A 24675-nucleotide genomic window follows, 5' to 3' on the forward strand; every position below is an offset into this window, starting at 1 on the left:
TTATAGGATTTCATTTTCGGATAAACTGACAAGTATTTTTGTCATGTTCGTTTTTGTCACTCTGCCGATCACTTCAAAGCCTTTATCGGTATCTTTGATGACAGGCAGTGCATCAATTTGTTTTTCTATCAAGTGCTTTGCAATGTCCATCACATAATCCTCGCGTCTGCACACCGTAATGTTCGGCATCCTTGTCATAATGATGTGAACAGGGACCGATGTAAGCTCCTGCTGGCCAATACTCGCTCTCAGCAAGTCTTTTCGTGAAAGCACCCCGACTAAGACAGCATCGCGGTCCACCACAAACAGAGTACCTACATCTTCTAAAAACATGGTGCAAATCGCATCGTACACAGAAACGTTTTCGTGAATCACGACGGGGATAGATTGAAAGTCTTTCACCTGAAGCTTCTTGAGTTTGTCTGCCAAAAGCTGTGTTCCGGTTTTTCCAGTATAGAAATAACCGACTCTCGGGCGCGCCTCGAGGAATCCTGACATGGTGAGTATGGCTAAATCCGGACGCAATGTTGCCCTGGTTAGGTTCAGCTTTTCTGCAATGTGCTCCCCTGTAATCGGCCCGTTTTCTTTTACAATCTGCAAAATATGCTCTTGCCGTTTATTTAGTTCGATTGTACTCACCACCTTTTCACTTCATAACTATGTAAAGAAATAATAATCCATATTATATCGTAAATATCTTTAATCAAACAAAAAAACTTACAAATGGGGAAAAGACGATTACCGATTACACAGCAACCGCCTTTTCTTTCTTTATTTTACAATAAGGGCATTCATATTCGCAAAGGACTTGATTTCATCCGCCAAGCTTACCATTTGCGCTAATCGGTTTGCCTTTAAAGTCTCGTTATCCGCTATTACCATTGTATGATCGAAGTACGTATCGATCGGTTCTTTTAAGGCAGCAAGTGAAGCAAGCGCCGCCTCGTAATCTTTTTTGCTGAAGCTTTCCTGCAAGTTTTGCTTTACTTTTTTGTAAGCCTCAAACAGGTTTGCTTCGTATTCATTTTCAAACAGCTCAGGCTGAATGTCTCCGCGGACTCCTTTTTTGCTGATAGAGATCACTCGGCCTAACGCTTCGGCTGTTTCCTTAAAGCCTGGTGCACCAAGCTTTTGTTCCAGCACTTGCGCTTTATGCAGCGCCGAATATGGCTCAAGCTCAGAGCTTTCCAGCACGGCGTCAATAACATCATGCCTGATCTGTTCAGCATTCAATACATATTTCAGGCGCTGAGTGAAGAAATCTAAGAGTTCATTTTCTTTATCCGTTTGTACGAAAGTAAGCAGTTCTTCAAACGAGATCCCCCAGTTGCGGTCAAGCAGAATCGCAACTATACCGCTTGCTTGGCGGCGCAGCCCGTAAGGATCCTGAGAACCGGTTGGAATAACACCGATAGAGAAGAATGAAGCAATGGTATCAAGCTTATCCGCCATTGCTACAACAGCTCCGGTGAAAGTAGATGGCGTTTTTCCGCCTGCTGATCTAGGCATATAGTGTTCGTTGACTGCTGCAGCCACAGCTTCGTCTTCACCAAGCATTCTCGCATACTTTTCACCCATAATTCCTTGAAGCTCAGGGAATTCATAAATCATATGCGTAACAAGGTCGAATTTAGAAATTTCAGCAGCCCGCTTCACATGTTTTAATGTATCTTCATCAGCTTGAAGACGAACCGCAAGCTTCTCTGCGATTGAAGTGACTCTTCGAACCTTATCAGCAAGAGAGCCAAGCTCTTCATGGAAAACGATGTTTTCCAGCTTCTTCACGTTTGCATCAATGTTTAGTTTCTGATCTTCCTTATAGAAGAATGAAGCATCAGACAAACGCGCGCGCAGCACTTTTTCATTGCCTCGGGCCACATTTTCGATCGCGTGGCTGTTGCCGTTTCGGACTGTGATAAAGTGCGGCAGCAAATCACCGTTCTTGTCTTTGACAGGGAAGTAGCGCTGGTGCTCTTTCATTGTCGTGACAAGCACTTCCTCAGGAATGGACAGAAACTCAGATTCAAATGAACCGTAAAGAGCTGTCGGGTATTCTACTAAATGGTTTACCTCTTCAAGAAGGTCTTCGTCCACTGGAATGCTCCAATTGTTTTCTGCAGCCATCGTTTCCAGCTGAGTTTGAATCATTTGTTTTCGGACGTTAGGATCAGCAATGACATGCTGTTCTTTCAGCTGCTCTTCATAAGCTGAAGGTGATTCAATTGACACTTCATGTCCGAGGAAACGGTGTCCCTGTGTTGTCCGTCCAGACTCAACGTTTGTGATTGAAAATGGTATGACATCCTGTCCAAATAAAGCGACAATCCATTTGATTGGACGGATATAACGCAAATCTTCATTTCCCCAGCGCATGTTTTTCGGAAAATGCAGGCTCGTAACTAAGCCGCTCAGTTCCGGCAGAAGCGATTTCGTTTCTTGGCCGGCTTGAAATTTTTGTACGAATACATATTCTGTGCCTTTTACTTCTTTGATGTACAGGTCATTTACGTCTGCACCCTGGCCTTTTGAGAAGCCGATTGCCGCTTTTGTCCAATTGCCGTCTGCATCAAGGGCAATTTTTTTCGCTGGCCCTTTCGCCTCTTCTTTTATATCATCCTGCTTTTCTGCTACATCTTTCACGAGGACAGCAAGACGTCTCGGTGTATTGAAAAGCTTCACTTCACCGTGAGTGATATTTTTTTCTTTAAGCCAGCCTGTCAGCTTCTCGCCAAGCTGAACCATGCTTTCATTCAAAAAGCGCGCCGGCATTTCCTCTAATCCGATCTCTAAAAGTAAATCCTGTTTACTCATGAGAAGAACCCTCCCCTTTAAGCATTGGGAACCCTAGTTTTTCTCGTTCCTCATAATAGGTTTTTGCTACTTTTCTCGCTAAATTCCGCACTCTTGCGATATAGCCTGTCCGCTCGGTAACAGAGATCGCACCTTTGGCGTCAAGAAGGTTAAAGGTGTGCGAGCATTTCAGCACATAGTCATATGCAGGATGAACAAGTCCGTTGTCCATTTGCTTGATCGCTTCTTTTTCATACGTGCTGAACAATTGGAACAGCATATCGACATCTGACGTTTCAAACGTATAGACGGAATGCTCGTACTCTGCCATCATAAATAAATCCTTCACTGTAAACCCTGAGGTCCATTCCAAGTCGAAAACATTTTCTTTATCCTGGATATAAGACGCCAGGCGCTCGATTCCGTACGTAATTTCTACTGAAACCGGTTTACATTCAAGTCCTCCGACCTGCTGGAAATACGTAAATTGTGTAATCTCCATTCCGTCAAGCCATACTTCCCAGCCAAGGCCTGCACAGCCTAAAGATGGATTCTCCCAGTTGTCTTCAACAAAGCGGATATCATGCTCAAGCGGATCAATTCCCAGCGCGCGCAACGAATCTAAATACAACTCTTGAATGTTATCCGGAGATGGTTTGATAATGACCTGAAACTGATGATGCTGATACAGTCTGTTCGGGTTCTCCCCGTATCGTCCGTCGGCAGGACGTCTGGAAGGCTCAACGTAAGCCACTTTCCATGGCTCAGGCCCGATACTGCGCAAAAATGTATACGGGCTCATCGTGCCGGCTCCTTTTTCTACATCGTAAGCCTGCATAAGCACACAGCCCTGGCCGGACCAATGCTTTTGCAATGTTAGAATCATGTCTTGAATGTTCATTTCAAGCACCTCCACTTTTCTTTCATAAGATGACTGCGGCAGCAACCAAAAAACTCCCGTCTCTATGCTTGCCTGCCGCAAACATAGGGACGAGAGTTCTCCCGCGGTTCCACCCTAGTTGCTGAGATCAAAATCCCAGCCTCTTTTTTTACAATTGCTCAAGAATGCCTTTCGTTGCGTGCTCATCCTTAGCTTACACCGCCCTAAGGTCGCTTTCATGAGGTAAACGCAAGTACTTCTTTCTCTCACTGCAACATATTTTATAATAAATGATCATATAAAAAGATGGACCAGATGTCAACTTTTGTTTTCACCCATAAGATGTTTCATGCTTTCCATTTGGTCTAAAAAACGCTTTGATTTTAAATATAAGCCTGAATATTCTTCATAATATAAATCAATCACTTGCTTCAATTCAGCCTTTGTTTCCTGTTTCAAGGAAACGTTTCCCAGCCTCGACAGATCGAAGTAATAAAACAGTCTTAACAGTCTTGCCGTTTGCGGTTTGATTGGAATCCTGTATGGATCTTTTTCAAAACAGCGATGGCAAATAAAACCGTTATCGCGAACAGAAAAATGAAAGGTCCCATCCTGGCTTTTACAATGCACACAGTGATTCAGCTCAGGATACAGCCCCATAACACCGAGCATCTTCAGTTGAACGATGAAGGTGATAACGTCCGGGTCTGTTCCTTCATTCAACTGTTTAAATGATTCTAAAATAAATTCAAACAAATATGGATTTGGCTTTTTTTCTTCTGTGCCTCTGTCGACTAGCTCAGCAATATAAGCAGCATATGCTGTTAAAAACAAATCTTCTCTGATGCCTCTCATGCTGAGGATCATTTCACCCTGCTGAAGCGTTCCGAGGCCCGTTGTTTTTTGCATTAAGAATGAACCATACAAAAAAGGCTGGCTGACTGCTGATAAACGGCTGTTCGGTTTTTTGGCGCCTCTTGCCATAACACCTATTTTTCCGTGTTCTCTTGTCAGTAATGTAACGATTTTATTCGTCTCTCCGTAATCATTTGTGCGAAGAACGATTCCTTCACATTTTGTCAGCATTTCCGCACCTTCCTAAAGCAGGAGCGGCCAAGAGGTTTATAAAATTGGATAATCAAATCGGGCTAGCTCGTCTTCTAGTTCTTCGGGTCTTTCCATGTTCTCTTTTTCCAGTTCTTTAAAAAGAAGATACGTATCAACATTTCCTGTTTGTGAAAATACGTTCCAGGTAAAATTCAACACAAGAAACCCACCTTTCTGTAGTTAAACTAGCTTACCTAAACTCCAAATTCTTACCTTTATCTTGACCAGATGTCCTCCATTTCATGTTAAACAAAATTTGCTAATGTATCCCTGTTCCTGTGAGATCATCACACAGAAAGAGATCAATATTCATCCTCTTTAAAGCCAAAATCGCGAAGCTGGGACATTTTATTACGCCAGTCTTTCTGCACTTTCACCCACAATTCAAGGTAGACACGGGAGCCTAACAGTGCTTCAATATCCGCTCTTGCTCTTTTTCCAACCTCTTTCAGCAGGCTTCCTTTTTTTCCGATCACAATGCCTTTTTGGGAATCCCGTTCGACCACAATTGTTGCCGCTACGTGCACAGAACCGTTGTCCTGCCCTTTAATGGATTCGATGGCTACCGCAATGCTGTGCGGGATTTCTTCTCTCGTGAGATGCAGCACCTTTTCCCTGATTAGTTCAGAAATGATAAAGCGCTCCGGGTGGTCGGTTACCTGATCACTCGGATAGAATTGAGGCCCTTCCGGCAAATACGCTTCAATCTGAGTGAGCAATGTGTCGATATTATTTCCTTCCAGAGCAGAAATCGGAACAATTTCCTTAAAGGGATAACGTCCGCGGTATTCGTCAATTAAGAGAAGCAATTGATCGGGATGAATTTTGTCAATTTTGTTTACGATTAAAAATACAGGCGTAGACAACTTCTGCAATTTTTCAATGATAAATTCGTCGCCCTTCCCATAGCCTTCCTCGGCGTTGATCATAAACAAGATCAAATCGACTTCTTTTAATGTATTTTGCGCCACTTTCATCATAAAGTCCCCAAGCTTATGCTTAGGTTTATGAATTCCTGGTGTGTCAATAAAAATCGTTTGTGATGTGCCTGTCGTCAGAACTCCTTGCACCTTGTTTCTCGTCGTTTGGGGCTTATCGCTCATGATCGCGATTTTTTGTCCGATGACTCTGTTCAAAAAGGTAGACTTTCCTACGTTTGGTCTTCCAATAATAGATACAAATCCTGATTTAAAGCTTTCGTTCGTCATGTAAATCCTCCGATGAAAATGCGCCTGGCAATAATTCTTCCACAGTCATTTCTTTTATTTGTCCTTGTAAATTAGTCAGTACAACTATAACATCCTTAGTGCAGAGCTCAGAAATCACCTGGCGGCAGGCTCCGCACGGAGATACCGGTCCAGGGGTGTCAGCCGCAACGGCTAGCATCTGAAACTCTGTATCCCCTTCAGATACAGCTTTAAATAATGCGGTACGCTCAGCGCAATTGCACATGCTGTATGCTGCGTTCTCGATGTTGCAGCCTCTGTACACTTTTCCATCCTTGGTAAGAAGAGCGGCTCCTACTTGGAACTTGGAATACGGGGCATATGCCATATCGCGCGCTTTTAAAGCTTCTGTTATTAATTCTTGTCTGTTCATGTGTACATTCCTCTCTTACCTATTATGGTACCGCTATCACTTTATATTTTACATAATCGCGCGCTTTTTTTCACGCCCATTTCTAAAAATGTAAAATAAATGTAAGAATTTTCAGCCATTACAGCTTTGGCAAAAAAATGAGTAAACCAATGATACACGAAATCACCGCAAAAACGCAAACAGCCCCGGCGGCAGCGTCCTTAGCCGCTTTAGCGAGAGGGTGATGTTTGTCTGTTATTAAATCAACCGTATGTTCAATGGCTGTATTGATAAGCTCAAGCGAAAACATTCCGCCGATTAAAAGAAGTATAATCACCCACTCCATCGGACTGAGCTCTACAAGGAAGCCGCAAATAAGAACAGCGCAGGCGGCTGCGACATGAAATTGAAAATTCCGCTCCGTCCGCGCTGTTTCCCAGATGCCCCGGCCCGCATGCACGAAGCTTTTAAAGAATCGCTGCAGCTCATTTCTATGATCTCTTGAGTCCATAGGCGTCCAGCAAGTCCTTTTGCTTAGTAAACATCTCCTCTTCTTCCTCTTTCGTCATATGGTCATATCCTAAAAGATGCAGAAATCCGTGCACAGCAAGAAACCCGAGCTCTCTCTTAAAAGAATGATTATATTCTTCAGCCTGCTCCCTTGTGCGATCCGCACTGATAATAATATCGCCTAATACCGGCGGCATTTCCGCACCTACAATTTCGACTTCGCCTTCTCCCTCTTCTTCAAGAGCAAATGAGATCACATCTGTCGGCGTATCCTTTCCGCGGTACTCTTTATTAATTTGCTGTATGTCTTCATTGGTAACAATCGTGACAGAAACTTCAGCCTGGTCTTGAACGCCTTCACGCTCAGCAGCAAATTGAAGCAGATTTTCTACTTCTTTGAGCATCTCTTCTGAGACGCTTCCCGTTTCATCAACGATATCAATCAGTAAACTCATCTATTTCACCTTCTTAGTAGCCTCCGGATATTCGATCCGGGAGTGGAAAATTCCTTTTAATGTTGCACAGAGCGTTTTTGCGATTATATCCAGCTCTTTAAAAGTCAAATCGCATTCGCTGAACTGTCCGTCCTGCAGCTTATCGGATATAATACCCCGGACAAGCTTTTCGATTCGTTCAGGGTTCGGATTATGCATGGATCTGACGGCCGCTTCAACACTGTCTGCCACTGATATAATTGCGGCTTCCTTTGACTGCGGCTTCGGTCCCGGATAACGGAACTCTTCTTCTGTAATCTGGTCGCCTTTTTCCTTGGCTTTATAATAAAAGAACTTTAAAAGCGAGGTTCCATGATGCTGCTCAGCAATGTCGACAAGCTCTTTCGGAAATTTATAGCTTCTCAGCATATTCGCACCGTCAGTGGTATGCGAGATGATGATATTTTTACTCAGCTGGGGAGACAGCTTGTCATGCGGATTGTCAATATTCATTTGGTTTTCAATAAAATATTGCGGCCGCTTTGTTTTTCCGAGATCATGGTAATATGCGCCGACTCTTGCAAGCAAGCCATTAGCCCCAACGGCCTCACAGGCAGCCTCTGACAAATTGGCGACCATTACACTGTGGTGATATGTACCTGGTGTTTCTGTTAATATTTTGCGCAGCAGCGGATGGTTGGGATTAGACAGCTCAAGCAGCCTCATTGTGGATAAAATGCCGAAGCCTGTCTCAAAAAACGGCATCAAGCCGATGATCAGTACAGACGAAGCAAATCCTGACACAACCCCCATCAGCATTAATGTTCCGATTTCAAGACCCGACAGTGCAGTGTTTTGGATCAATAATAAAGAAAGAACGACAACCATATTGATAAACGCTACGAAAAGCCCGGTCTGCAAAATCTTTGATCTGGCATTGTGTTTTCCTAAAAATAATACACCTGAAATCCCGCTGATCAAATAATAAATACCGATGACATAATTGAATGTTCCTGTTACACCCTGATTAAACATCATACTTCCACAAATCGCAAGAATGATACTTCCCAAAATGGCGATACGTTCATTCATCAGCAGTTTGATTAAGATCGCGCCGGCCGCTATAGGAACAAGATAGCCGATATTATGATATTCCATCTTCTGAAATAAACTGACAACCTCCATGATAACAAGCAAAAGCGTTGTGATAATGGAGAATAGCAGGATGGATTGGTTTTTAAACTTCAGGTTTTGTTTCTGTTTTTCAAAATAATATACAAGTGTTGCAATGAAAAGTCCGATCATTATCAATAGGCCGCTGATCGGTTTAAAGAGATTTGAGTTATTTAATAACCCTGTCAGCTCAAGTTTTCTGTACACTTCCCGATCAATGAGATCATTTTCCTCCACAAGCACCTGTCCCTGTTTGATCTGAACCTGCTGGACATTGTCTGACGCTTCCTGCCGTTTTGCCTCTGTCGCTTTTGGATCGAAGACGTAATTCGGAATAATAGCGAACCGCCCGATTTCTGTTGCAGCGCCCAGGTATTTAGACGGGATAGAGTTGCTCTTTAGCTCTTTTTCTACGTTATCCTTTGCTTCAGATAGTTTATCCGATGGAATTTCACTGCTCATGACCGTATTCACTGCCGTAATGACTGTATCTCTGACAAAAGAAAAATCTTCACTGTCTGCTTTCAGCAATGTCTTGATGGAATCCTCTGAAATGGAATCATTCACATCTGACGTCAGTTTGTTCTTCACAGACTTCACCATTGATTTTTCCGAGGGTGATTTGCTGTCTTCTTCTGCTGATTTTTTCACTTCACTGATACTGTCGAATATAGATGACACAAGGTCAATCCGATTGTCTGTATATTCTTTTTTCAACGTATATTGATCTTCAACCGCGTCCTCAGCGGCTTGCTTTTTTTCCTCTGTGGCTTTTTGATCTTCCACGGTTGCCGGAGCATAAATGGTCTTGTCGCTGACTGAAAACAGGTCTAAATCAAGTGTTTCCGGCTTAACATGTACAAAGAGCAAAGCAAACATAATGACAGCCAGCAGAAGATACAGCAGTACATGCATGGAGCGGGCATTTTTAAAACTGCTCCATTTTTTTGAGCTGCTTTTGGCCTTCCCCTTCTTTTTCAACACAAGAACCTCCTCTTGAAACATCAAGCCTATAAGCAATCATAAAAATGACCCGATAACGCGCGATCGGGTCATTCAGCATTAATTTTGCTTATCGTATGCTTCAATAATTTTCGCAACAAGCGGATGTCTGACCACGTCTGTCTGGTCTAGCTCAATCATAGAAATGCCGTCAATTCCTTTTAGCATCTCCTTCGCTACTGCAAGTCCCGATTTGACGCCTTTCGGCAGATCAATTTGACTAACGTCACCTGTAATGATCATTTTAGAGCCAAAACCCAGTCTCGTCAAAAACATTTTCATTTGAGCAGGCGTGGTATTCTGTGCTTCATCAAGTATAACATAAGCATCATCAAGCGTTCGTCCCCTCATATATGCAAGCGGAGCAATTTCAATGATGCCTCTTTCCATCAGACGTTCTGTATGATCTGCTCCGAGCACATCATGAAGAGCGTCGTACAGCGGGCGCAAATAAGGATCTACTTTCTCTTTGAGGTCACCTGGCAGAAAGCCGAGACTTTCACCGGCTTCCACGGCAGGTCTAGTTAAAATGATTTTTTTGATATGTCCGTTTTTTAAAGCATGAACTGCTTTTACGACAGCCAGGTACGTTTTCCCGGTACCCGCCGGGCCGATGCCGAATACAAGGTCATTCCGCTTCATGGCGGCCACGTATTCCCGCTGTCCCATCGTTTTTACACGAATTGATTTGCCTTTTGCGTTTTTTGTGATTTCTTCTTCATACATGCTTTCAAAGTATTCAAGTTCATTCTTCTTTGCCATTTTGACGGCGTAAATCACATCACGTTCAGAGATCTCAATCCCCTTGCGAATCAGAGCGAGGAGCGATCCCAGCAGCCTGTCTGCAATCTGAAACGATTCTTCATCGCCTGAAATATAAATCGTTTCGCCGCGCGTAATGATATTTACATTCAGATCTTTCTCCATCAATTTCAAAAAAGAATCTTGGTTCCCGAACAGAGAAAGCGCCTCGTCCGGGCTTTTCAGTTTTTGATCCATCGCAAGTAAATGTTCTGTCATTCTTCAGTCTCCCTGACAATAGGTGTGGTTTGAACAATATCTTCTATAACTTGGTAGAGAATAATCAACTTTACTTTACCATTCTCAACAGTCTGGTGCAAAACTTTTTCACTTTTCACCTCGCCGTTTTCGCCTATTTTATCCTCTACATCCTGTTTACCCATTTTAATGCCTTCTTGAACTGCTTCTTCTTGTGTATATTTTCGCAAAGCTTCTTCACTTTCTCTCGTTTGCTCTTTGATATAGGATACAGGCAGCTTAAATCCGAGAAAATTCAGCGAATGCTTTTCTTGTTCTGTTTTTGGGTGCTTTAATTCCTCATCTTTAAACGTCATGCCCCAGATCGGGATGGCCAAAGAGCCAAAAGAAAGCTTGTGCTTTGTCCTTACTTTGCCCGTATAGACGTTAAATAATGTTTCAAGCGGAACCGTCACTTCAGATCTATACCAGGTTTCTCCGTAAATTTCTGCTTTTGAGGCGACTTCCTGCTGATGATCTTCGCTCCCGATCAGTCCCGAAACAAGCAGCTGCCCCTTTTCCACATGATCATGAATAGCAGCCATGGGCTGTCCTTTTTGAACAAACATTCTTGTAATGGTTGCTTTCTTTTTAGCGACGATATCGCGCGGGCTAGCATACTTTTCTTTTTCGGGCTCATTTTTCTCCACGACTTTCATGTGAATGGTCGTTCCCTTCAGATCAACTCCGACCCAAGTGATATTGTCTATTCCGTTAGTTAGCGATTTTTGGATTTTTTCGGGAGACATCATTAAAAATTGCAGACGCCCTTTTTTGACGCCGATTTCGTTTAGATGCTGCATCATTTGATGTTCCGTTTCCGGCTTAGCGCCAGTCACATCAATTTTCCACACCATATTGGAAAGCAAAAACAAAAGGATGAAAAAAATCGCAAAACCGATCGTAAACCCTGCATTCAGCTTTGATTTCAGCAACAGGAAAGGGAATCCTTTCCGATTGATAAATCGGGCTTTACAGGTGAATTTTCTTCTAACCCGCCGAAAGGCATGTACATCCTGAAGCTGTATATATAACGATACGGCTTCTTTCTTTTTTTTGACGTGAAAGACCGGAATGCCCTGTCTTGTACATTCATTAAGGAGTCGTTCAACCCCTCTTCCCGTCAATTCAAGCTGAACCTTACCCGAAAAAAAAGACAGCCATTTATTTTTCACAACATTTCCCCCTCGGCTTTATGACTCAACATATCGAACGACATCAATCGTACCCTCCAAAAGAATTTCTTCCGGAAGAATCGCCTTGATGACAAAATTTTTTCCTGATATGATGCACTGGCCCTGCTTCAGCATCAGCCTCACTTCATTCTCACTGAAAAGCAAAAGGCCTCTGTGGTTTTCTATGTAGATATGAAGTCTGCCAACCATTGTAATCCGCGGCAGATCCATCATAACGTCCGGGGGAATTTCCAATGCTCTTGTCAGCCAAGCTTTCACACGATTCTTTCTTTGCCCCATACAAAAAGAACCCCCTTTCATCTCATATGTATGATTTGAAAGGAGGTTCTAACACTTTAATTTTTACGGGCCGAGCGCATCGTATGGTGAGGTTTCCTCGCCCTTGGAGGCCCGAATACCTCTCCTAAGACGATCCCCTGCACCACGGTGTCTTTATTCACCTGGAGCATTTTTTGTTTTGTGTATACTGCTTTTTGTTTAACGGCAGTAAGATCACGTTCCAGCCCTTTCAGGTTTCTTTCTGTTTCTCTGCGTCTTTCTTCCGCTTCCCGCCTTACCTGCTCCATGCGGTTAGGAATAGGTACAGGAGCTTCTTCTGTCGGTTTTTTTTGGAGAGAAGCGGTTTGAGCCTGCTGAGGTTTTTTTCTTTTTTGGCTATTTTGCTTTTCTTCTTTGCTCTTTTTGCCGAAAATCGCAGAAATAATTCCGATAATCGCTGCAATAATAAGCGGATTCGTCAGTAAATCTTCCATCAGTGTTCTCCCTTCTTAGAGAGATTATGATTTACGATCTTCATCCGACGGATCTTTCGTCAGCTTGCCGAATGAATCACGCATTTCTGTATCAGCATCGATGTTTTTGATATTCATGTAATCCATGACACCAATATTCCCTTCACGCAAAGCTTCTGCCATCGCTAGCGGCACTTCCGCTTCGGCTTCTACCACTTTCGCGCGCATTTCTTCTACGCGGGCGCGCATTTCCTGTTCTTGAGCGACAGCCATCGCACGCCGTTCTTCCGCTTTTGCCTGCGCGATGTTTTTATCAGCCTCGGCCTGATCGGTTTGTAAAATCGCGCCGATGTTTTTGCCGATGTCAACATCAGCAATATCAATCGAGAGAATCTCAAACGCCGTTCCTGAGTCCAATCCTTTTCCAAGAACTGTCTGAGAAATCATATCAGGGTTTTCAAGCACTTTTTTATGATTATCTGATGAACCGATTGTAGAGACAATCCCTTCGCCGACACGGGCTACAATGGTTTCTTCCCCTGCTCCCCCGACGAGGCGTTCGATATTCGCTCTTACTGTAATTCTCGCTTTTGCTTTCACTTCAATCCCGTCCATGGCTACACCGGCAATGAACGGCGTTTCAATTACCTTAGGGTTAACGCTCATTTGAACAGCTTCTAATACGTCCCGGCCGGCAAGATCAATCGCAGCACAGCGTTCGAACGTGAGTTCAATGTTAGCACGCTGAGCGGCGATAAGCGCGTTGACGACTCTGTCAACATTACCCCCAGCCAGGTAGTGGCTTTCAAGCTGGTTTGTTCCAACATTAAGTCCCGCTTTATGCGCTTTAATCAGCGGGTTAACAACCCGATTCGGTATGACTCGGCGAAGCCTCATCCCTACTAGTGTGAAAATGCTGATTTTGACTCCGGCTGCTAAAGCTGAAATCCAAAGCATCACAGGCACAAACGTAAAAAATACAGCCAAAACAATAATCGCGACTGCGACAATTGCCAGAATCATAAGTGTTGACGGATCCATATAACTTCTCCTCGTTTCTATTTAAATTTCTCTCACGACAATGCGTGAGCCTTCTACTTTAATCACTTTTACTTTCTTATCTTTTTCTGTAAACGATCCTTCCGAAACGACGTCAAGGCGCTCATCATCAATAATGACGGTACCGGCAGGGCGCAGCGGTGTAAAGGTTACACCCACTTTGCCCATTAGGTCCGTGCGCGTTTGATTTGATACGTAGCCGCTTTCCGTATTTGTAGAATCATTTAAAATCAATTTCTTAAAGAATTTCATACGCTTTCCCAACACCCTTGTCAGTAAAATAAAAGCTGTAATAGAAACAGCTGAGGCGATCAAGAGAGAAACCGCCATGACAGTGAAGCTCTCCGCGGCTAAAAACAGGCTCGCAACAATCGCTCCTAAGCCCAGCAATCCAATGATTCCTCCTGGAAGGAAAATCTCAAGCAGAATGAGAATCACCCCTGCAATAAAGAGGAGAACCGTCTCATACCCGGCAAGGCCCGCTGCAAGATGCCCGTAAAAGAACAGCAGCAAAGCGATGAATCCCACCGTCCCAGGGATGCCGACACCCGGAGAAAAAAGCTCCACCGTCAGACCTAAAAAAGCGATTGTCAGCAGAATAGGAACAATGACCGGATTCGTCAGCCATCTTGCCGTCTTTTCCACAAAGCTTTCCTTTGCATAGCTGATATGCGCTTTATCGAAGCCAAGCTTCTTTACGAGCGCGGATATATTGTCAGCAGTGCCTTCTGAATAGCCTACATCAATCGCCTTATCAGCGTTAAGTGTCAGCAGATCTCCCTTCGGCGCGCCGACTTCCTTGGCATCTATATCCGGGTCAGCCATCGCGAGCGCATATTTTGGATCGCGATTATTTTTCACTGCGGCATCTTCCAGCTCTGCCAGCCAAAGTGATTCAGCCTTTTGGTCAGCGGCATTGCCTTTACCGTCAATAATCGCGGCCGCTCCCATTTTTCCGCCGGGCGCCATATATATGTTATCAGCTTGCAGGGCAATATATGCACCAGCTGACAACGCGCGTTTGTTTACGTATGCAGTGACCGGGATCTCACTTTCGGTTATTAAATCCGCGATATCAATTGCTGATTTGACCAATCCACCCGGCGTATTGATATTAAGAATAATATGATCTGCATGCGCTTCTTTTGCATCCTGTAACGAACGGGACAAAAACGAGGCGAGGCCCTGTTCGACATTTTTTTCAACCGGGATCACATAAACCGTTTGTTTTTCTGCTTTCGCGTTCAGCTGTACGCCTATTAATGAAAGTAAAAATATGACCAACAGAGCAATACGGAATCCTTTGATTTGAAGCAAGGGCGGTGTATCCCTCCTTCCTCTTATAATAAGTGCCTTCTCTTCATACGTAACAAATGTATCTAAGGTTTCATTTTTTTATATATAAAAAAAAGACATCTCTCTTAGAAAGATGTCCTTTTTCACGCCATTTAAGACAATTGGCTGCTGACCAGCTTATTAATTAAGCTTCCGTCAGCTTTACCTTTTACTTTAGGCATAATTGCACCCATTACTTTGCCCATGTCCGCTTTTGAGCTCGCACCGACCTCAGCAATGGTTTCATTTACGATTGTAAGCAGTTCTTCTTCCGACAGCTGCTCGGGTAAATAAACTTCTAAAATGTCCAGCTCTTTTTGAACTTTATCTACTAAATCTAAACGATTAGCGTTTGAAAATTCCTGGAGGGAGTCTTTACGTTGCTTAAGTTCACGAGAAAGGACAGTGAGTTCCTCATCCTCGGTCAAACTGTCTTTCTTAAGCTTAATTGCTTCATTTTGAAGTGAAGCCTTAACCATTCGAACGACAGTTAGTTTGTCTTTCTCACGGTTTTTCATATATAGCTTCATATCCTGGTTAAGACGCTCAAGAAGACTCATAAATCCACCCTCTTTTAGAATTTGCGTTTTCTAGCAGCTTCAGATTTTTTCTTGCGCTTTACGCTAGGTTTTTCATAAAATTCACGCTTTCTTGCTTCTTGCAAAGTACCTGTCTTTGATACACTGCGTTTGAAGCGACGAAGAGCATCTTCAAGCGATTCGTTTTTTCTAACGACCGTTTTTGACATTCTCTTTCCCTCCCTCCGAATACACCAATCGACTACCTTTAAGTTACACATATAAACATGTACTTTGACATTATAATATAAGCCATCAGTCAGGTCAACTAAGTGAGTTCACTTTTCCGTCATGAGCGCGACTGCCTGTCTATATAATGATGGAAAGGGGTTGGTGAATAAGATGTTGATTCTGATTAGTTTTACTGCTCTTATATTATTCTTTCTCGCAGGCATGAACATGCTTCGAAAAGGCTTAATTTCATTGGCGTACACAAAAATTGAAGAACGTTTGCTTTTATTTACGGATCACCCGTTAAAAGCTTTTCTTGTCAGTATAGTGTTTACTGGGATTCTTCAGAGCAGTTCAGCCTTTATGGTTATTGTCATCGGCTTTGTTAGTGCGGGTGTGCTTTCTTTTAAGCGGACGATACCGATGATTCTCGGAACAAACGTTGGGTCTACCTTTACAACTGAATTTATCGCTATCAAAATGGATGTTTTGATTTGGATTCTTTTGATAGGAGGTTTATTGTTTTTTCTGACCGGCAGGTATCCTTTAAAACAGCTGGGAACAAGCTTTCTCGGTCTGGGCATCATCTTTTTTTGCATCAGCGGATTCAGCCACCTTGCAGGACCGCTGACAAAGCTGAAAATGGGAGCCGACGTTCTATACCATGTTAACGATTCAAACTGGTCCGCTTTGCTCATCGGGATGGTGTTGACCGCCATCATCCACTCTAGCTCCGTCTGTATCGGCATTTTAATGAGCTTTATGAACGAAGGCATTATCGGGCTGACACAGGCGATGAGCGTTGTACTCGGATCAAATATCGGGACATGCATTACAGCCGTTATGGCTGCTGTATCCGGCGGATATGCAGCAAAACAGACTGCGTATGCCCATGTAGTGTTTAATGTGCTAGGCGTGGCTCTCGTATTTCCTTTTCTGGCAGCAACAACAGGATTTGTGGAACAGTTATCACCTGATCCCGCACAAAAGATCGCGCATTTCAGCCTTTTATTTAATGTGGTGACAGCTCTTTTGTTTCTTCCGCTTACAAACTTGTTTTACCGCTTGATTCACTTTCTTATTCCAGCTAAATAAAAAAACCGGCACAATTAAATGCACCGGTTTAAAAATTAAGAAGATAAACGCATATGTTCAGTTATTCCATCCTCAACAACACGGACAAATTGCCCTTCGTTGTAAGGATAGCCTGCTTTTAGGATTTTGACTTTTACGATTTTGCCGATCATATCTTCCGTGCCTTTGAAAACAACCTTCATATAGTTGTCTGTGTAACCGACAAACATGTTCTCTTCTTCTGTTTCTTTATAGGCTTCCTCAGGAATAATCTCAAGCACTTCATTTTCATACTGAGAAGCGTATTCCTTCGCAAGCTGGTCAGAAAGAGCAATCAGGCGGTGTACACGCTCATTTTTCACGTTTTCATCCACTTGGTCTTCCATTCGCGCTGCTGGTGTTCCTGTGCGTTTACTGTAAGGGAAAACATGCAGTTCGGAGAATTTATGTTCTTTAATAAAGTTATAGGTTTCCATAAATTCTTCTTCTGTTTCGCCAGGGAACCCTACAATGACATCAGATGTAACAGCTAAGCCTGGCAGTGCTTTTTTCAATTTGTTTAAACGGTCTGCAAAAAATTCCATCGTATATTTACGTCTCATCCGTTTAAGCACTGTGTTTGATCCCGATTGGATAGGTATATGCAAATGATTCACAATCTTATCTGAGCGGTCTAAGACCTCGATCACTTCGTCTGTGATCTGGCTGGCCTCGATTGAGGAAATTCTGATCCGTTTCACGCCTTCAACACGTGTGTCTAATTCTCTCAAAAGTGTAGCGAAGTTGTAATCTTTCATATCTTCGCCGTATCCGCCAGTATGAATGCCAGTCAGAACAATTTCTTTATATCCGGCATCGACAAGCTGCTGTGCCTGTTTAATGACCTCTTCAGGGTCACGGGAACGGAGCAGGCCGCGCGCCCACGGAATGATACAGAATGTGCAGAAATTATTGCAGCCTTCCTGTATTTTCAATGACGCTCTTGTACGGTCCGTGAAAGCAGGTACATCAAGCTCCTCATACACTCTTGCTTTCATGATGTTGCTGACACCGTTAATCGGCTGGCGTTCTTCCCGATATTGGTCGATATAGCCAAGCATTTTTTCCCGGTCCTGCGTTCCGACTACAATATCAACACCAGGGATCGCCATAATCTCAGCAGGCGAGGTTTGCGCATAGCAGCCTGTGACACAGATGACACCGTCAGGATTTTGACGAATGGCGCGTCTGATCACTTGGCGGCTTTTTTTATCTCCCGTATTTGTTACCGTACATGTATTAATGACATATACATCAGCTGTTTGTTCAAAGTCTCTTCTTTCATAGCCCGCTTCTTTGAAAAGCTGCCAGATTGCTTCTGTTTCATAATGGTTGACTTTACAGCCAAGCGTATGGAAAGCAACAGTTGCCATTATTGATCACCTCTTAATAACTCTGTTTGATAAGAAATCGCACTCAACGCGTAAAGCGGAGCGGTTTCTGTCCTTAAAATTCTCGGTCCAAGGCCGCACGGCACACCGTCTTTCTCTGTGAGCCGTTCAACCTCCGCTTCTGTTAAACCGCCTTCGGGACCAAATACGATCAAAAGGGATGATCCTTTCGGAAGGCTGCTTACAAGCGCGCTGAATGCGCTTATTTCTCCTTGCTTTGATGACTCTTCGTATGCAACGACACATTTATCGAAATCCTGCATCATTTGCAGAAGCTGCTGAAAAGAATGGACATCCATGACTTGCGGCACTTCGTTACGATACGACTGTTCAGCCGCTTCTTTCGCAATTTTCGTCCATCTTTCCCGCTTTTTCTTTGCCTTTTTGTCATCCAGCTTGACAACTGACCGAGCGGCTTGGAAAGGAATAAAGGCGTGAGCTCCGAGCTCAGTCCCCTTTTGGATAATCCATTCAAGCTTATCTCCTTTCGGGAGGCCGCTCGCAATATAGACCTTTATCGGAAGCTCTCTGTTTTCATTCGTCCATTCTACCACAAGACAGGACACATTATCTTTGGAAACAGATTGAAGCTCACATTTTGCCTCGTAGCCGTCCTGAGAGCAGCAGATAATCTGGTCTCCCTCATTCATTCTCATCACGTTCACAATATGATGAACATCTTCGCCTGTAATCGAAAAAGCCGGCGCTTCCTTCATTTGCTGCTTCGTGAGCTCGATAAAATATCGTTGCATACGCTGTGACACCTACTAACTGTTATTTTTTCGCAATAATGCTGACCCAATCTTCCATTGAAAGGATTTCTACAATGGTAAAGCCAGCTTGTTCCAGTGCTTCTCTAACTTCTTGCTTTTTATGGCCGATGATCCCTGACGTAATAAAGTGACCGCCTTCTTTTAACAGGCTGTACGCTTGTGAAGTAAAGCGAAGAATGACTTCAGCCAAAATGTTGGCAACAATTACATCATGTTCCCCTTCAATCCCGTCTAACAAATTGTTTTGCTTCACTTGTGCAATATCGCTCACTTTGTTCAGCTTGAGATTGAGGCGTGCACTCTCTACAGCTACGGGATCAAGATCGTAGGCATGAACCGATTCTGCCTCTAGCATCGCAGCCGCAATACTTAAAATTCCGGAACCTGTACCAACATCAATTACCTTATCACCCTTTTGCACAAAGCGTTCAAGCGCCTGAATGCAGAGTACGGTTGTCGGGTGTGTGCCTGTTCCAAATGCCATTCCCGGATCCATTTCAATAATCAGTTCATCTGTATGAACCGGCGTATATTCCTCCCACGTCGGCACAATCGTAAACTTTTCAGAAATTTTCACAGGGTGATAATACTTCTTCCAGGCAGTCGCCCACTCTTCTTCATTCACTTCAGAAATCGTGATGTGATTTCTGCCCAAATCAATATCGTAAAGAAGCAGATTATTAATCGTTTCTTTAATGCCTTCTACCGTTTCGCCTAGAAAACTGTTAACCGGCAGGTATGCTTTGACAATGACACCCTCATCTGGATAATCATTGGGGTCGAGCTGGTAGATTTCCCCGTACACATTCTCACGTTCTTTAATTAAATCAAGCGGGTCCTCTATCACAACCCCACTTGCACCAGCTTCATGCAAAATATTTGAGATAGGTTCGACCGCTTCATGTGTTGTGTGAATGCTTAATTCGGACCATTTCAAAACTACCAACTCCTCATCCAATAATTAATCGCCTTTAAACGCGCGTTTTACCTTGTCAAAGAAACTCATTTCCTGTTCGTCAGGAAGGTTTCCGCTGACCTCGGCAAATTCGCGGATAATTTCTTTTTGTTTATCTGTCAGATTTGTCGGCGTAACGACGCGGACGACGATATGCTGGTCACCCTGTCCATAGCCTCTGACATTTTGAACGCCTTTGCCTCTTAATCTGAATTTAGTTCCTGTTTGTGTACCGGCCGGAATTTTCAATTTCACTTTTCCGTGCAGGGTCGGAACTTCCACTTCATCACCAAGAGCAGCCTGAGCAAACGTTAAAGGCATTTCACAGTAAATATCATCGCCGTCACGCTCGAAGAACTCGTGGGCACGCACGTGGAACACGACAAATAAATCCCCGGCAGGGCCGCCGTTTATTCCTGGTTCACCCTGTCCTGAGAGACGAAGCTGCTGCCCGTCATCCACACCGGCAGGAATTGTCACGTTGATTTTTTTGCGCTTTTTGATTTTTCCTTTGCCGCCGCAATCCGCACATTTGTCTTTAATGATTTTGCCCGTACCTTCACAATGGTGGCAGACCCGTCTGTTAACAACCTTTCCAAACGGCGTATTTTGCTCCACGTTTAACTGGCCGGAGCCTCCGCAGTGGGAGCATGTTTCAGGGGTTGTTCCAGGTTTCGCACCTGAGCCTTTACATGTATCGCACGTTTCCTCACGCGGAATTTCGATAGTCGTCTCTTTACCGAAAGCGGCATCCTCAAATGACAAGGTCATCGTATACTGCAAATCGGCACCTTGGCGCGGGGCGTTTGGATCTCTTCGTCTTGTGCCTCCGCCGAAAATACTTGAGAAAATATCGTCGAAACCAAAACCGCCGAAATCGCCGCCGCCAAAACCTCCGCCGCCGAAGCCCTGATTAGGATCAGTATGCCCAAATTGGTCGTAATGGGCACGCTTTTGGTCATCTGACAGCGTTTCATACGCTTCTTTTACCTCTTTAAATTTTTCATCTGATCCGGCTTCTTTGTTAATATCAGGATGATACTTTTTTGACAGCTTCCGATAAGCTTTTTTAATTTCATCCTTTGAAGCGCTCTTACTTACTCCCAGCACTTCATAGTAATCACGCTTACTCATCTCGCTTCACTCTCCCGAATTTCTCACATAAATTAGATTGTATCATTTTGAATTATGATTTTTCAATTCCTTTTATCCCGGGCAAGAAAAAAAGTCAAAGCCAAGAGATGCCTGACTTTGACTTTCTAATCATTGAATCAGATTATGAAATGTGTTCTTTTCGGTCAGCCCCAGAAGCAGGACTGACTCGGAGAAGAACTTATTTTTTGTTTTGGTCGTCGTTTACTTCTTCGTATTCAGCGTCGACAACGTTGTCATCCGCTTTGCCTTCAGCGTTTGCTCCGCCTTGAGCTTGCTGTGCTTTAGCAGCTTCTTCATAAAGCTTCATAGAAAGCTCTTGGACGATTGTTTGAAGTTCATCTTTTTTCGCTTTGATCTCTTCAAATTCGTTTTTCTCAATCGCTGCTTTTAAAGCGTCTTTGGCATCGTTGGCTTTTTTCACTTGTTCTTCGTCCACTTTGCCTTCAAGATCTTTTAATGTTTTCTCAGTTTGGAAAACAAGCTGATCTGCTTCATTGCGGACTTCGATTTCTTCTTTTTTCTTCGCATCAGCGTCAGCATTTTCTTCTGCTTCTTTTACCATGCGTTCGATCTCTTCGTCTGAAAGACCTGAAGAAGATTTGATTGTAATGTTTTGTTCTTTTCCTGTGCCTAAGTCTTTTGCTCTTACGTTTACGATACCGTTTTTGTCAATATCGAAAGAAACTTCGATTTGAGGCACGCCGCGCGGTGCTGGCGGGATATCAGTAAGCTGGAAGCGGCCAAGTGTTTTGTTGTCGGCAGACATTGGGCGCTCACCTTGAAGAACATGGATATCAACAGCTGTTTGGTTATCAGCAGCAGTTGAGAACACTTGAGATTTGCTTGTCGGGATCGTCGTGTTGCGGTCGATCAGTTTAGTGAACACGCCGCCCATTGTTTCGATACCGAGAGAAAGCGGTGTAACGTCAAGAAGAACAACGTCTTTTACGTCACCAGTGATAACACCGCCCTGAATTGCGGCACCAAGCGCTACAACTTCATCTGGGTTTACGCCTTTATGCGCTTCTTTTCCAGTTTCTTTTTTGATAGCTTCTTGTACGGCTGGGATACGAGTTGATCCGCCGACAAGGATGACTTTGTCGATTTCGCTTGCAGAAAGCCCTGCATCCTGAAGCGCTTGACGGACAGGACCCATTGTGCGCTCTACTAAATGAGAAGAAAGCTCTTCGAATTTAGCACGAGTTAATGTAAGTTCAAGGTGAAGCGGTCCTGCTTCTCCAGCTGTGATAAACGGTAAAGAAATTTGCGTAGAAGATACGCCGGAAAGATCTTTTTTCGCTTTTTCAGCTGCGTCTTTCAAACGCTGAAGCGCCATTTTGTCTTTTGACAGATCAATGCCGTTTTCTTTTTTGAATTCAGACACAAGGTGATCAATGATGACTTGGTCAAAATCGTCCCCGCCCAGACGGTTGTCGCCGGCAGTTGAACGGACTTCGAATACACCGTCACCAAGCTCAAGGATAGAGACGTCGAATGTTCCGCCGCCAAGGTCATACACTAGGATCGTTTGATCTTCATCTGTTTTATCAAGTCCGTATGCAAGCGCTGCTGCAGTCGGCTCGTTGATAATACGTTCTACTTCAAGCCCTGCAATTTTACCAGCGTCTTTTGTTGCTTGACGCTCAGCATCGTTAAAGTATGCAGGAACTGTGATAACAGCTTTTGATACTGTTTCGCCAAGATAGCTTTCTGCGTATGATTTAAGATGTTGAAGGATGATAGCAGACACTTCTTGAGGAGTGTAATCTTTTCCTTCAATTTCAACCTTATAATCAGTACCCATATGGCGTTTGATAGACATAATTGTGTTAGGGTTTGTGATCGATTGGCGTTTAGCCACTTCCCCTACTTGGCGTTCGCCGTTTTTGAACGCAACAACTGATGGTGTTGTGCGGTTTCCTTCAGCGTTAGCAATAACTTTAGGCTCGCCGCCTTCAAGCACTGCCACACATGAGTTTGTTGTTCCTAAGTCGATTCCGATAACTTTACTCACTTGAATAACCTCCTGCTATGTAATTATTGATTCACTTTAACCATGGAAGGGCGAATGACGCGATCCTTCAGCTTATAGCCTTTTTGCATTTCCTCAACAACAATGTTGGAGCCGTAGTTTTCATCTTCAGCCTGCATAACGGCTTGGTGCAGATTAGGATCAAATTCCTGTCCTACAGCTTCGATGGCTTCCACGCCTTCTTTTTTCAAGGCTTCTACAAGCTGACGGTGGACCATTTCCATTCCCTGGAGCAAACTTTTCGTCTGTTCATTGTCGGCTTCAACCTGAAGCGCTCTTTCAAAGCTGTCAAGAGCCGGCAGCAAATCAGTTACAATGTTTTGAGAACGGTATTTTTGGGACGCTTCCATCTCTAAACGGCTGCGTCGTTTATAGTTTTCAAAGTCTGCTTGAACACGCAAAAGTTTGTTTTCTTTTTCCTCAAGCAAACCTTGCAATTCGTTAATTTGATTTTGAAGAAGTTCACTTTCATTTGTTTCTTCCTGCTGTTCTTCAGCGGCAGCTTGTTCTTCAATGACTTCTTGCTCTTCTGTTTCGTTTTGTTCAACGGTTTGTTTTTCTTCTGACACTGTGTTCACCTCCCTCAAAGTGTAAGGAGAAGGGCGGGTGGCCGCCCTTCGATAAAATTTGCCAAAATTCCCTTATTCATCATACAAACTTGTTAATGCTTTTGACAAGTCTGAAGTCACATGCTGAAGCAGGCTGACAACCCTGGAATAATTCATGCGGGTCGGACCGATGATGGCGATTGAGCCGATCTGCTTCTGATCAACAGAATAAGAAGCAGTGATCAGACTGCAGTTTTCCATCTCTTCATAGTCATTTTCTTTCCCGATTTTAATCGAAATTCCCGTGTGCGGGGATTGAACGAGCTTTAACACATCCTGTTCTTTCTCGATTAATGAGAGCAGCGACCGGACTCTAGTAATATCATGGAACTCCGGCTGGTTCAGCATGTTGATTTTTCCGCCGAAAAACAATTTTTCAACGTGGCTTGTGGAATGAAAGGTTGAACGAAGCGCGTCAAGAATATTGTCATAGTTCTTAATGTGCTGTCTTAGATACATGACGACTTCTTTAAATATGCGCTCATTCAGTTCATCCATTGGAACGCCGCTTAAACGGTCGTTCAGTATATTTACCAGCTTTTCAATATCAGACAGATCCATTTTGGTTGGAAAGTTAATCGTTTTGTTTTCCACATGCCCCGTATTGGTAACGAGAATCGCTACCGCCTTGTCAGGCTGAATCGGTATGATTTGAATCTGTTTAAGGTAATTCTCACTCAGCTTCGGCCCGAGTACGATAGATGTGTAATTCGTCAGATCGGACAAAATTTGCGCTGATTTTTGAACTGTCTTCTCCAGCTCGAAAATTTTCTCTTTGAAGATCGAGTGGATTTGGTCCAGGTCGCTTTTTGTCAGTTTGACGGGTGACAGCAAATGGTCAACATAGTACCGATACCCTTTTTCTGACGGAACACGTCCTGAGGATGAATGGGTTTTTTCAATGAAGCCCAATTCTTCCAAGTCAGCCATCTCGTTTCTTATTGTTGCAGAGCTAAATGTGATTTCATCTTTTTTCGAAAGAGTTCTTGATCCTACCGGCTGCGCCGATTTAATAAAATCGTTGATTATGACCTGAAGGATCAGCAGCTGACGATTTGTTAACATC

At 43.6% G+C, this 24675-nt stretch carries 26 protein-coding genes; 1 reads left to right on the forward strand and 25 read right to left on the reverse strand.

The genetic code is table 11. The features are described from left to right. The 18 genes from ccpN to rpsU all read right to left on the reverse strand — a co-directional run bounded on the left by ccpN (position 1) and on the right by rpsU (position 15581). A complete protein-coding gene (ccpN, locus tag MOB98_RS15155; protein WP_003237058.1) occupies positions 1-639 on the reverse strand; it encodes a transcriptional regulator CcpN in 639 nt (212 codons plus the stop codon). Positions 640-771: 132 nt separating this feature from the next. Then, positions 772-2811 (reverse strand): glycine--tRNA ligase subunit beta, encoded by a 2040-nt coding sequence (glyS, locus tag MOB98_RS15160; RefSeq protein WP_268359831.1) that lies wholly within the window; start codon positions 2809-2811, stop codon positions 772-774. Next, positions 2804-3691 carry a glycine--tRNA ligase subunit alpha gene (gene glyQ / locus MOB98_RS15165; RefSeq protein WP_268359829.1) on the reverse strand — a complete coding sequence of 296 codons (888 nt, stop codon included), beginning with the start codon at positions 3689-3691 and terminating at the stop codon, positions 2804-2806. The genes glyS and glyQ overlap by 8 nt, the downstream gene beginning before the upstream one ends. A 297-nt stretch (positions 3692-3988) precedes the next feature. Further along, a complete protein-coding gene (gene recO, locus MOB98_RS15170) occupies positions 3989-4756 on the reverse strand; it encodes a DNA repair protein RecO (RefSeq protein WP_268359827.1) in 768 nt (255 codons plus the stop codon). Between the two features lie 36 nt (positions 4757-4792). Next, complete coding sequence (locus tag MOB98_RS15175; RefSeq protein WP_003230053.1) at positions 4793-4936, reverse strand: YqzL family protein; 144 nt, start codon at positions 4934-4936, stop codon at positions 4793-4795. Between the two features lie 143 nt (positions 4937-5079). After that, positions 5080-5985, reverse strand: a complete 906-nt coding sequence (gene era / locus MOB98_RS15180; protein WP_268359826.1) for a GTPase Era — start codon at positions 5983-5985, stop codon at positions 5080-5082. Further along, positions 5966-6376 carry a cytidine deaminase gene (locus MOB98_RS15185; protein ID WP_003230049.1) on the reverse strand — a complete coding sequence of 137 codons (411 nt, stop codon included), beginning with the start codon at positions 6374-6376 and terminating at the stop codon, positions 5966-5968. The genes era and MOB98_RS15185 overlap by 20 nt, the downstream gene beginning before the upstream one ends. A 118-nt stretch (positions 6377-6494) precedes the next feature. Continuing rightward, positions 6495-6866, reverse strand: a complete 372-nt coding sequence (locus tag MOB98_RS15190) for a diacylglycerol kinase family protein (protein WP_268359825.1) — start codon at positions 6864-6866, stop codon at positions 6495-6497. Then, a complete protein-coding gene (gene ybeY / locus MOB98_RS15195) occupies positions 6847-7320 on the reverse strand; it encodes an rRNA maturation RNase YbeY (protein WP_166850678.1) in 474 nt (157 codons plus the stop codon). Before ybeY ends, MOB98_RS15190 begins: the two co-directional genes overlap by 20 nt. Further along, positions 7321-9456, reverse strand: a complete 2136-nt coding sequence (pgpH, locus tag MOB98_RS15200; RefSeq protein WP_268359824.1) for a cyclic-di-AMP phosphodiesterase PgpH — start codon at positions 9454-9456, stop codon at positions 7321-7323. It abuts the gene before it with no gap. A gap of 78 nt (positions 9457-9534) precedes the next feature. Next, positions 9535-10494, reverse strand: coding sequence for a PhoH family protein (locus tag MOB98_RS15205; protein ID WP_268359823.1), 960 nt, complete (start codon positions 10492-10494; stop codon positions 9535-9537). After that, positions 10491-11687, reverse strand: a complete 1197-nt coding sequence (gene yqfD, locus MOB98_RS15210) for a sporulation protein YqfD (RefSeq protein WP_268359822.1) — start codon at positions 11685-11687, stop codon at positions 10491-10493. Before yqfD ends, MOB98_RS15205 begins: the two co-directional genes overlap by 4 nt. 18 nt (positions 11688-11705) lie before the next feature. Beyond that, entirely contained in the window at positions 11706-11987 is a 282-nt protein-coding gene (gene yqfC / locus MOB98_RS15215) for a sporulation protein YqfC (protein ID WP_003237082.1), read from the reverse strand. A 56-nt stretch (positions 11988-12043) separates the two neighbouring features. After that, positions 12044-12460 carry a hypothetical protein gene (locus MOB98_RS15220; RefSeq protein ID WP_268359821.1) on the reverse strand — a complete coding sequence of 139 codons (417 nt, stop codon included), beginning with the start codon at positions 12458-12460 and terminating at the stop codon, positions 12044-12046. 24 nt (positions 12461-12484) lie between these two features. Then, positions 12485-13480 (reverse strand): flotillin-like protein FloA, encoded by a 996-nt coding sequence (gene floA, locus MOB98_RS15225; RefSeq protein WP_003230026.1) that lies wholly within the window; start codon positions 13478-13480, stop codon positions 12485-12487. 21 nt (positions 13481-13501) lie between these two features. Then, positions 13502-14815 (reverse strand): NfeD family protein, encoded by a 1314-nt coding sequence (locus MOB98_RS15230; protein ID WP_268359819.1) that lies wholly within the window; start codon positions 14813-14815, stop codon positions 13502-13504. Between the two features lie 131 nt (positions 14816-14946). Next, positions 14947-15393, reverse strand: coding sequence for a GatB/YqeY domain-containing protein (locus tag MOB98_RS15235; protein WP_003226182.1), 447 nt, complete (start codon positions 15391-15393; stop codon positions 14947-14949). 14 nt (positions 15394-15407) lie between these two features. Next, complete coding sequence (gene rpsU / locus MOB98_RS15240; protein ID WP_003152957.1) at positions 15408-15581, reverse strand: 30S ribosomal protein S21; 174 nt, start codon at positions 15579-15581, stop codon at positions 15408-15410. A 172-nt stretch (positions 15582-15753) separates the two neighbouring features. On the opposite strand from rpsU, the gene MOB98_RS15245 reads away from it, so the two are divergent. After that, entirely contained in the window at positions 15754-16677 is a 924-nt protein-coding gene (locus MOB98_RS15245) for a Na/Pi symporter (RefSeq protein ID WP_268359817.1), read from the forward strand. Positions 16678-16712: 35 nt separating this feature from the next. Here MOB98_RS15245 and mtaB read toward each other — a convergent pair whose 3' ends face one another. The 7 genes from mtaB to hrcA form a co-directional block, all read right to left on the reverse strand. Next, positions 16713-18068 carry a tRNA (N(6)-L-threonylcarbamoyladenosine(37)-C(2))-methylthiotransferase MtaB gene (gene mtaB / locus MOB98_RS15250; protein WP_268359816.1) on the reverse strand — a complete coding sequence of 452 codons (1356 nt, stop codon included), beginning with the start codon at positions 18066-18068 and terminating at the stop codon, positions 16713-16715. Beyond that, positions 18068-18838 carry a 16S rRNA (uracil(1498)-N(3))-methyltransferase gene (locus MOB98_RS15255; protein ID WP_268359815.1) on the reverse strand — a complete coding sequence of 257 codons (771 nt, stop codon included), beginning with the start codon at positions 18836-18838 and terminating at the stop codon, positions 18068-18070. Before MOB98_RS15255 ends, mtaB begins: the two co-directional genes overlap by 1 nt. 22 nt (positions 18839-18860) lie before the next feature. Next, a complete protein-coding gene (gene prmA, locus MOB98_RS15260) occupies positions 18861-19796 on the reverse strand; it encodes a 50S ribosomal protein L11 methyltransferase (RefSeq protein WP_268359814.1) in 936 nt (311 codons plus the stop codon). Between the two features lie 24 nt (positions 19797-19820). Beyond that, positions 19821-20948 carry a molecular chaperone DnaJ gene (gene dnaJ, locus MOB98_RS15265; protein ID WP_268359812.1) on the reverse strand — a complete coding sequence of 376 codons (1128 nt, stop codon included), beginning with the start codon at positions 20946-20948 and terminating at the stop codon, positions 19821-19823. A gap of 199 nt (positions 20949-21147) precedes the next feature. Further along, positions 21148-22983: a molecular chaperone DnaK gene (gene dnaK / locus MOB98_RS15270; RefSeq protein WP_004398786.1), complete on the reverse strand. Its 1836-nt coding sequence runs from the start codon at positions 22981-22983 to the stop codon at positions 21148-21150. A gap of 23 nt (positions 22984-23006) precedes the next feature. Further along, complete coding sequence (gene grpE / locus MOB98_RS15275) at positions 23007-23570, reverse strand: nucleotide exchange factor GrpE (protein ID WP_268359810.1); 564 nt, start codon at positions 23568-23570, stop codon at positions 23007-23009. Positions 23571-23642: 72 nt separating this feature from the next. Then, complete coding sequence (hrcA, locus tag MOB98_RS15280; protein ID WP_268367180.1) at positions 23643-24674, reverse strand: heat-inducible transcriptional repressor HrcA; 1032 nt, start codon at positions 24672-24674, stop codon at positions 23643-23645. Position 24675 lies beyond the last annotated feature (1 nt).

Source organism: Bacillus sp. N13C7 (assembly GCF_026790065.1).
GTDB lineage: Bacteria > Bacillota > Bacilli > Bacillales > Bacillaceae > Bacillus.

Excerpts from the sequence above, each read along its gene's own strand:
- glyS (WP_268359831.1), bottom strand. The coding sequence starts at position 2,811 with ATGAGTAAACAGGATTTACTTTTAGAGATCGGATTAGAGGAAATGCCG.
- glyQ (WP_268359829.1), bottom strand. The coding sequence starts at position 3,691 with ATGAACATTCAAGACATGATTCTAACATTGCAAAAGCATTGGTCCGGC.
- recO (WP_268359827.1), bottom strand. The coding sequence starts at position 4,756 with ATGCTGACAAAATGTGAAGGAATCGTTCTTCGCACAAATGATTACGGA.
- era (WP_268359826.1), bottom strand. The coding sequence starts at position 5,985 with ATGACGAACGAAAGCTTTAAATCAGGATTTGTATCTATTATTGGAAGA.
- MOB98_RS15185 (WP_003230049.1), bottom strand. The coding sequence starts at position 6,376 with ATGAACAGACAAGAATTAATAACAGAAGCTTTAAAAGCGCGCGATATG.
- MOB98_RS15190 (WP_268359825.1), bottom strand. The coding sequence starts at position 6,866 with ATGGACTCAAGAGATCATAGAAATGAGCTGCAGCGATTCTTTAAAAGC.
- ybeY (WP_166850678.1), bottom strand. The coding sequence starts at position 7,320 with ATGAGTTTACTGATTGATATCGTTGATGAAACGGGAAGCGTCTCAGAA.
- MOB98_RS15205 (WP_268359823.1), bottom strand. The coding sequence starts at position 10,494 with ATGACAGAACATTTACTTGCGATGGATCAAAAACTGAAAAGCCCGGAC.
- yqfC (WP_003237082.1), bottom strand. The coding sequence starts at position 11,987 with ATGGGGCAAAGAAAGAATCGTGTGAAAGCTTGGCTGACAAGAGCATTG.
- MOB98_RS15220 (WP_268359821.1), bottom strand. The coding sequence starts at position 12,460 with ATGGAAGATTTACTGACGAATCCGCTTATTATTGCAGCGATTATCGGA.
- floA (WP_003230026.1), bottom strand. The coding sequence starts at position 13,480 with ATGGATCCGTCAACACTTATGATTCTGGCAATTGTCGCAGTCGCGATT.
- MOB98_RS15235 (WP_003226182.1), bottom strand. The coding sequence starts at position 15,393 with ATGAGTCTTCTTGAGCGTCTTAACCAGGATATGAAGCTATATATGAAA.
- rpsU (WP_003152957.1), bottom strand. The coding sequence starts at position 15,581 with ATGTCAAAAACGGTCGTTAGAAAAAACGAATCGCTTGAAGATGCTCTT.
- MOB98_RS15245 (WP_268359817.1), top strand. The coding sequence starts at position 15,754 with ATGTTGATTCTGATTAGTTTTACTGCTCTTATATTATTCTTTCTCGCA.
- mtaB (WP_268359816.1), bottom strand. The coding sequence starts at position 18,068 with ATGGCAACTGTTGCTTTCCATACGCTTGGCTGTAAAGTCAACCATTAT.
- MOB98_RS15255 (WP_268359815.1), bottom strand. The coding sequence starts at position 18,838 with ATGCAACGATATTTTATCGAGCTCACGAAGCAGCAAATGAAGGAAGCG.
- dnaJ (WP_268359812.1), bottom strand. The coding sequence starts at position 20,948 with ATGAGTAAGCGTGATTACTATGAAGTGCTGGGAGTAAGTAAGAGCGCT.
- hrcA (WP_268367180.1), bottom strand. The coding sequence starts at position 24,674 with ATGTTAACAAATCGTCAGCTGCTGATCCTTCAGGTCATAATCAACGAT.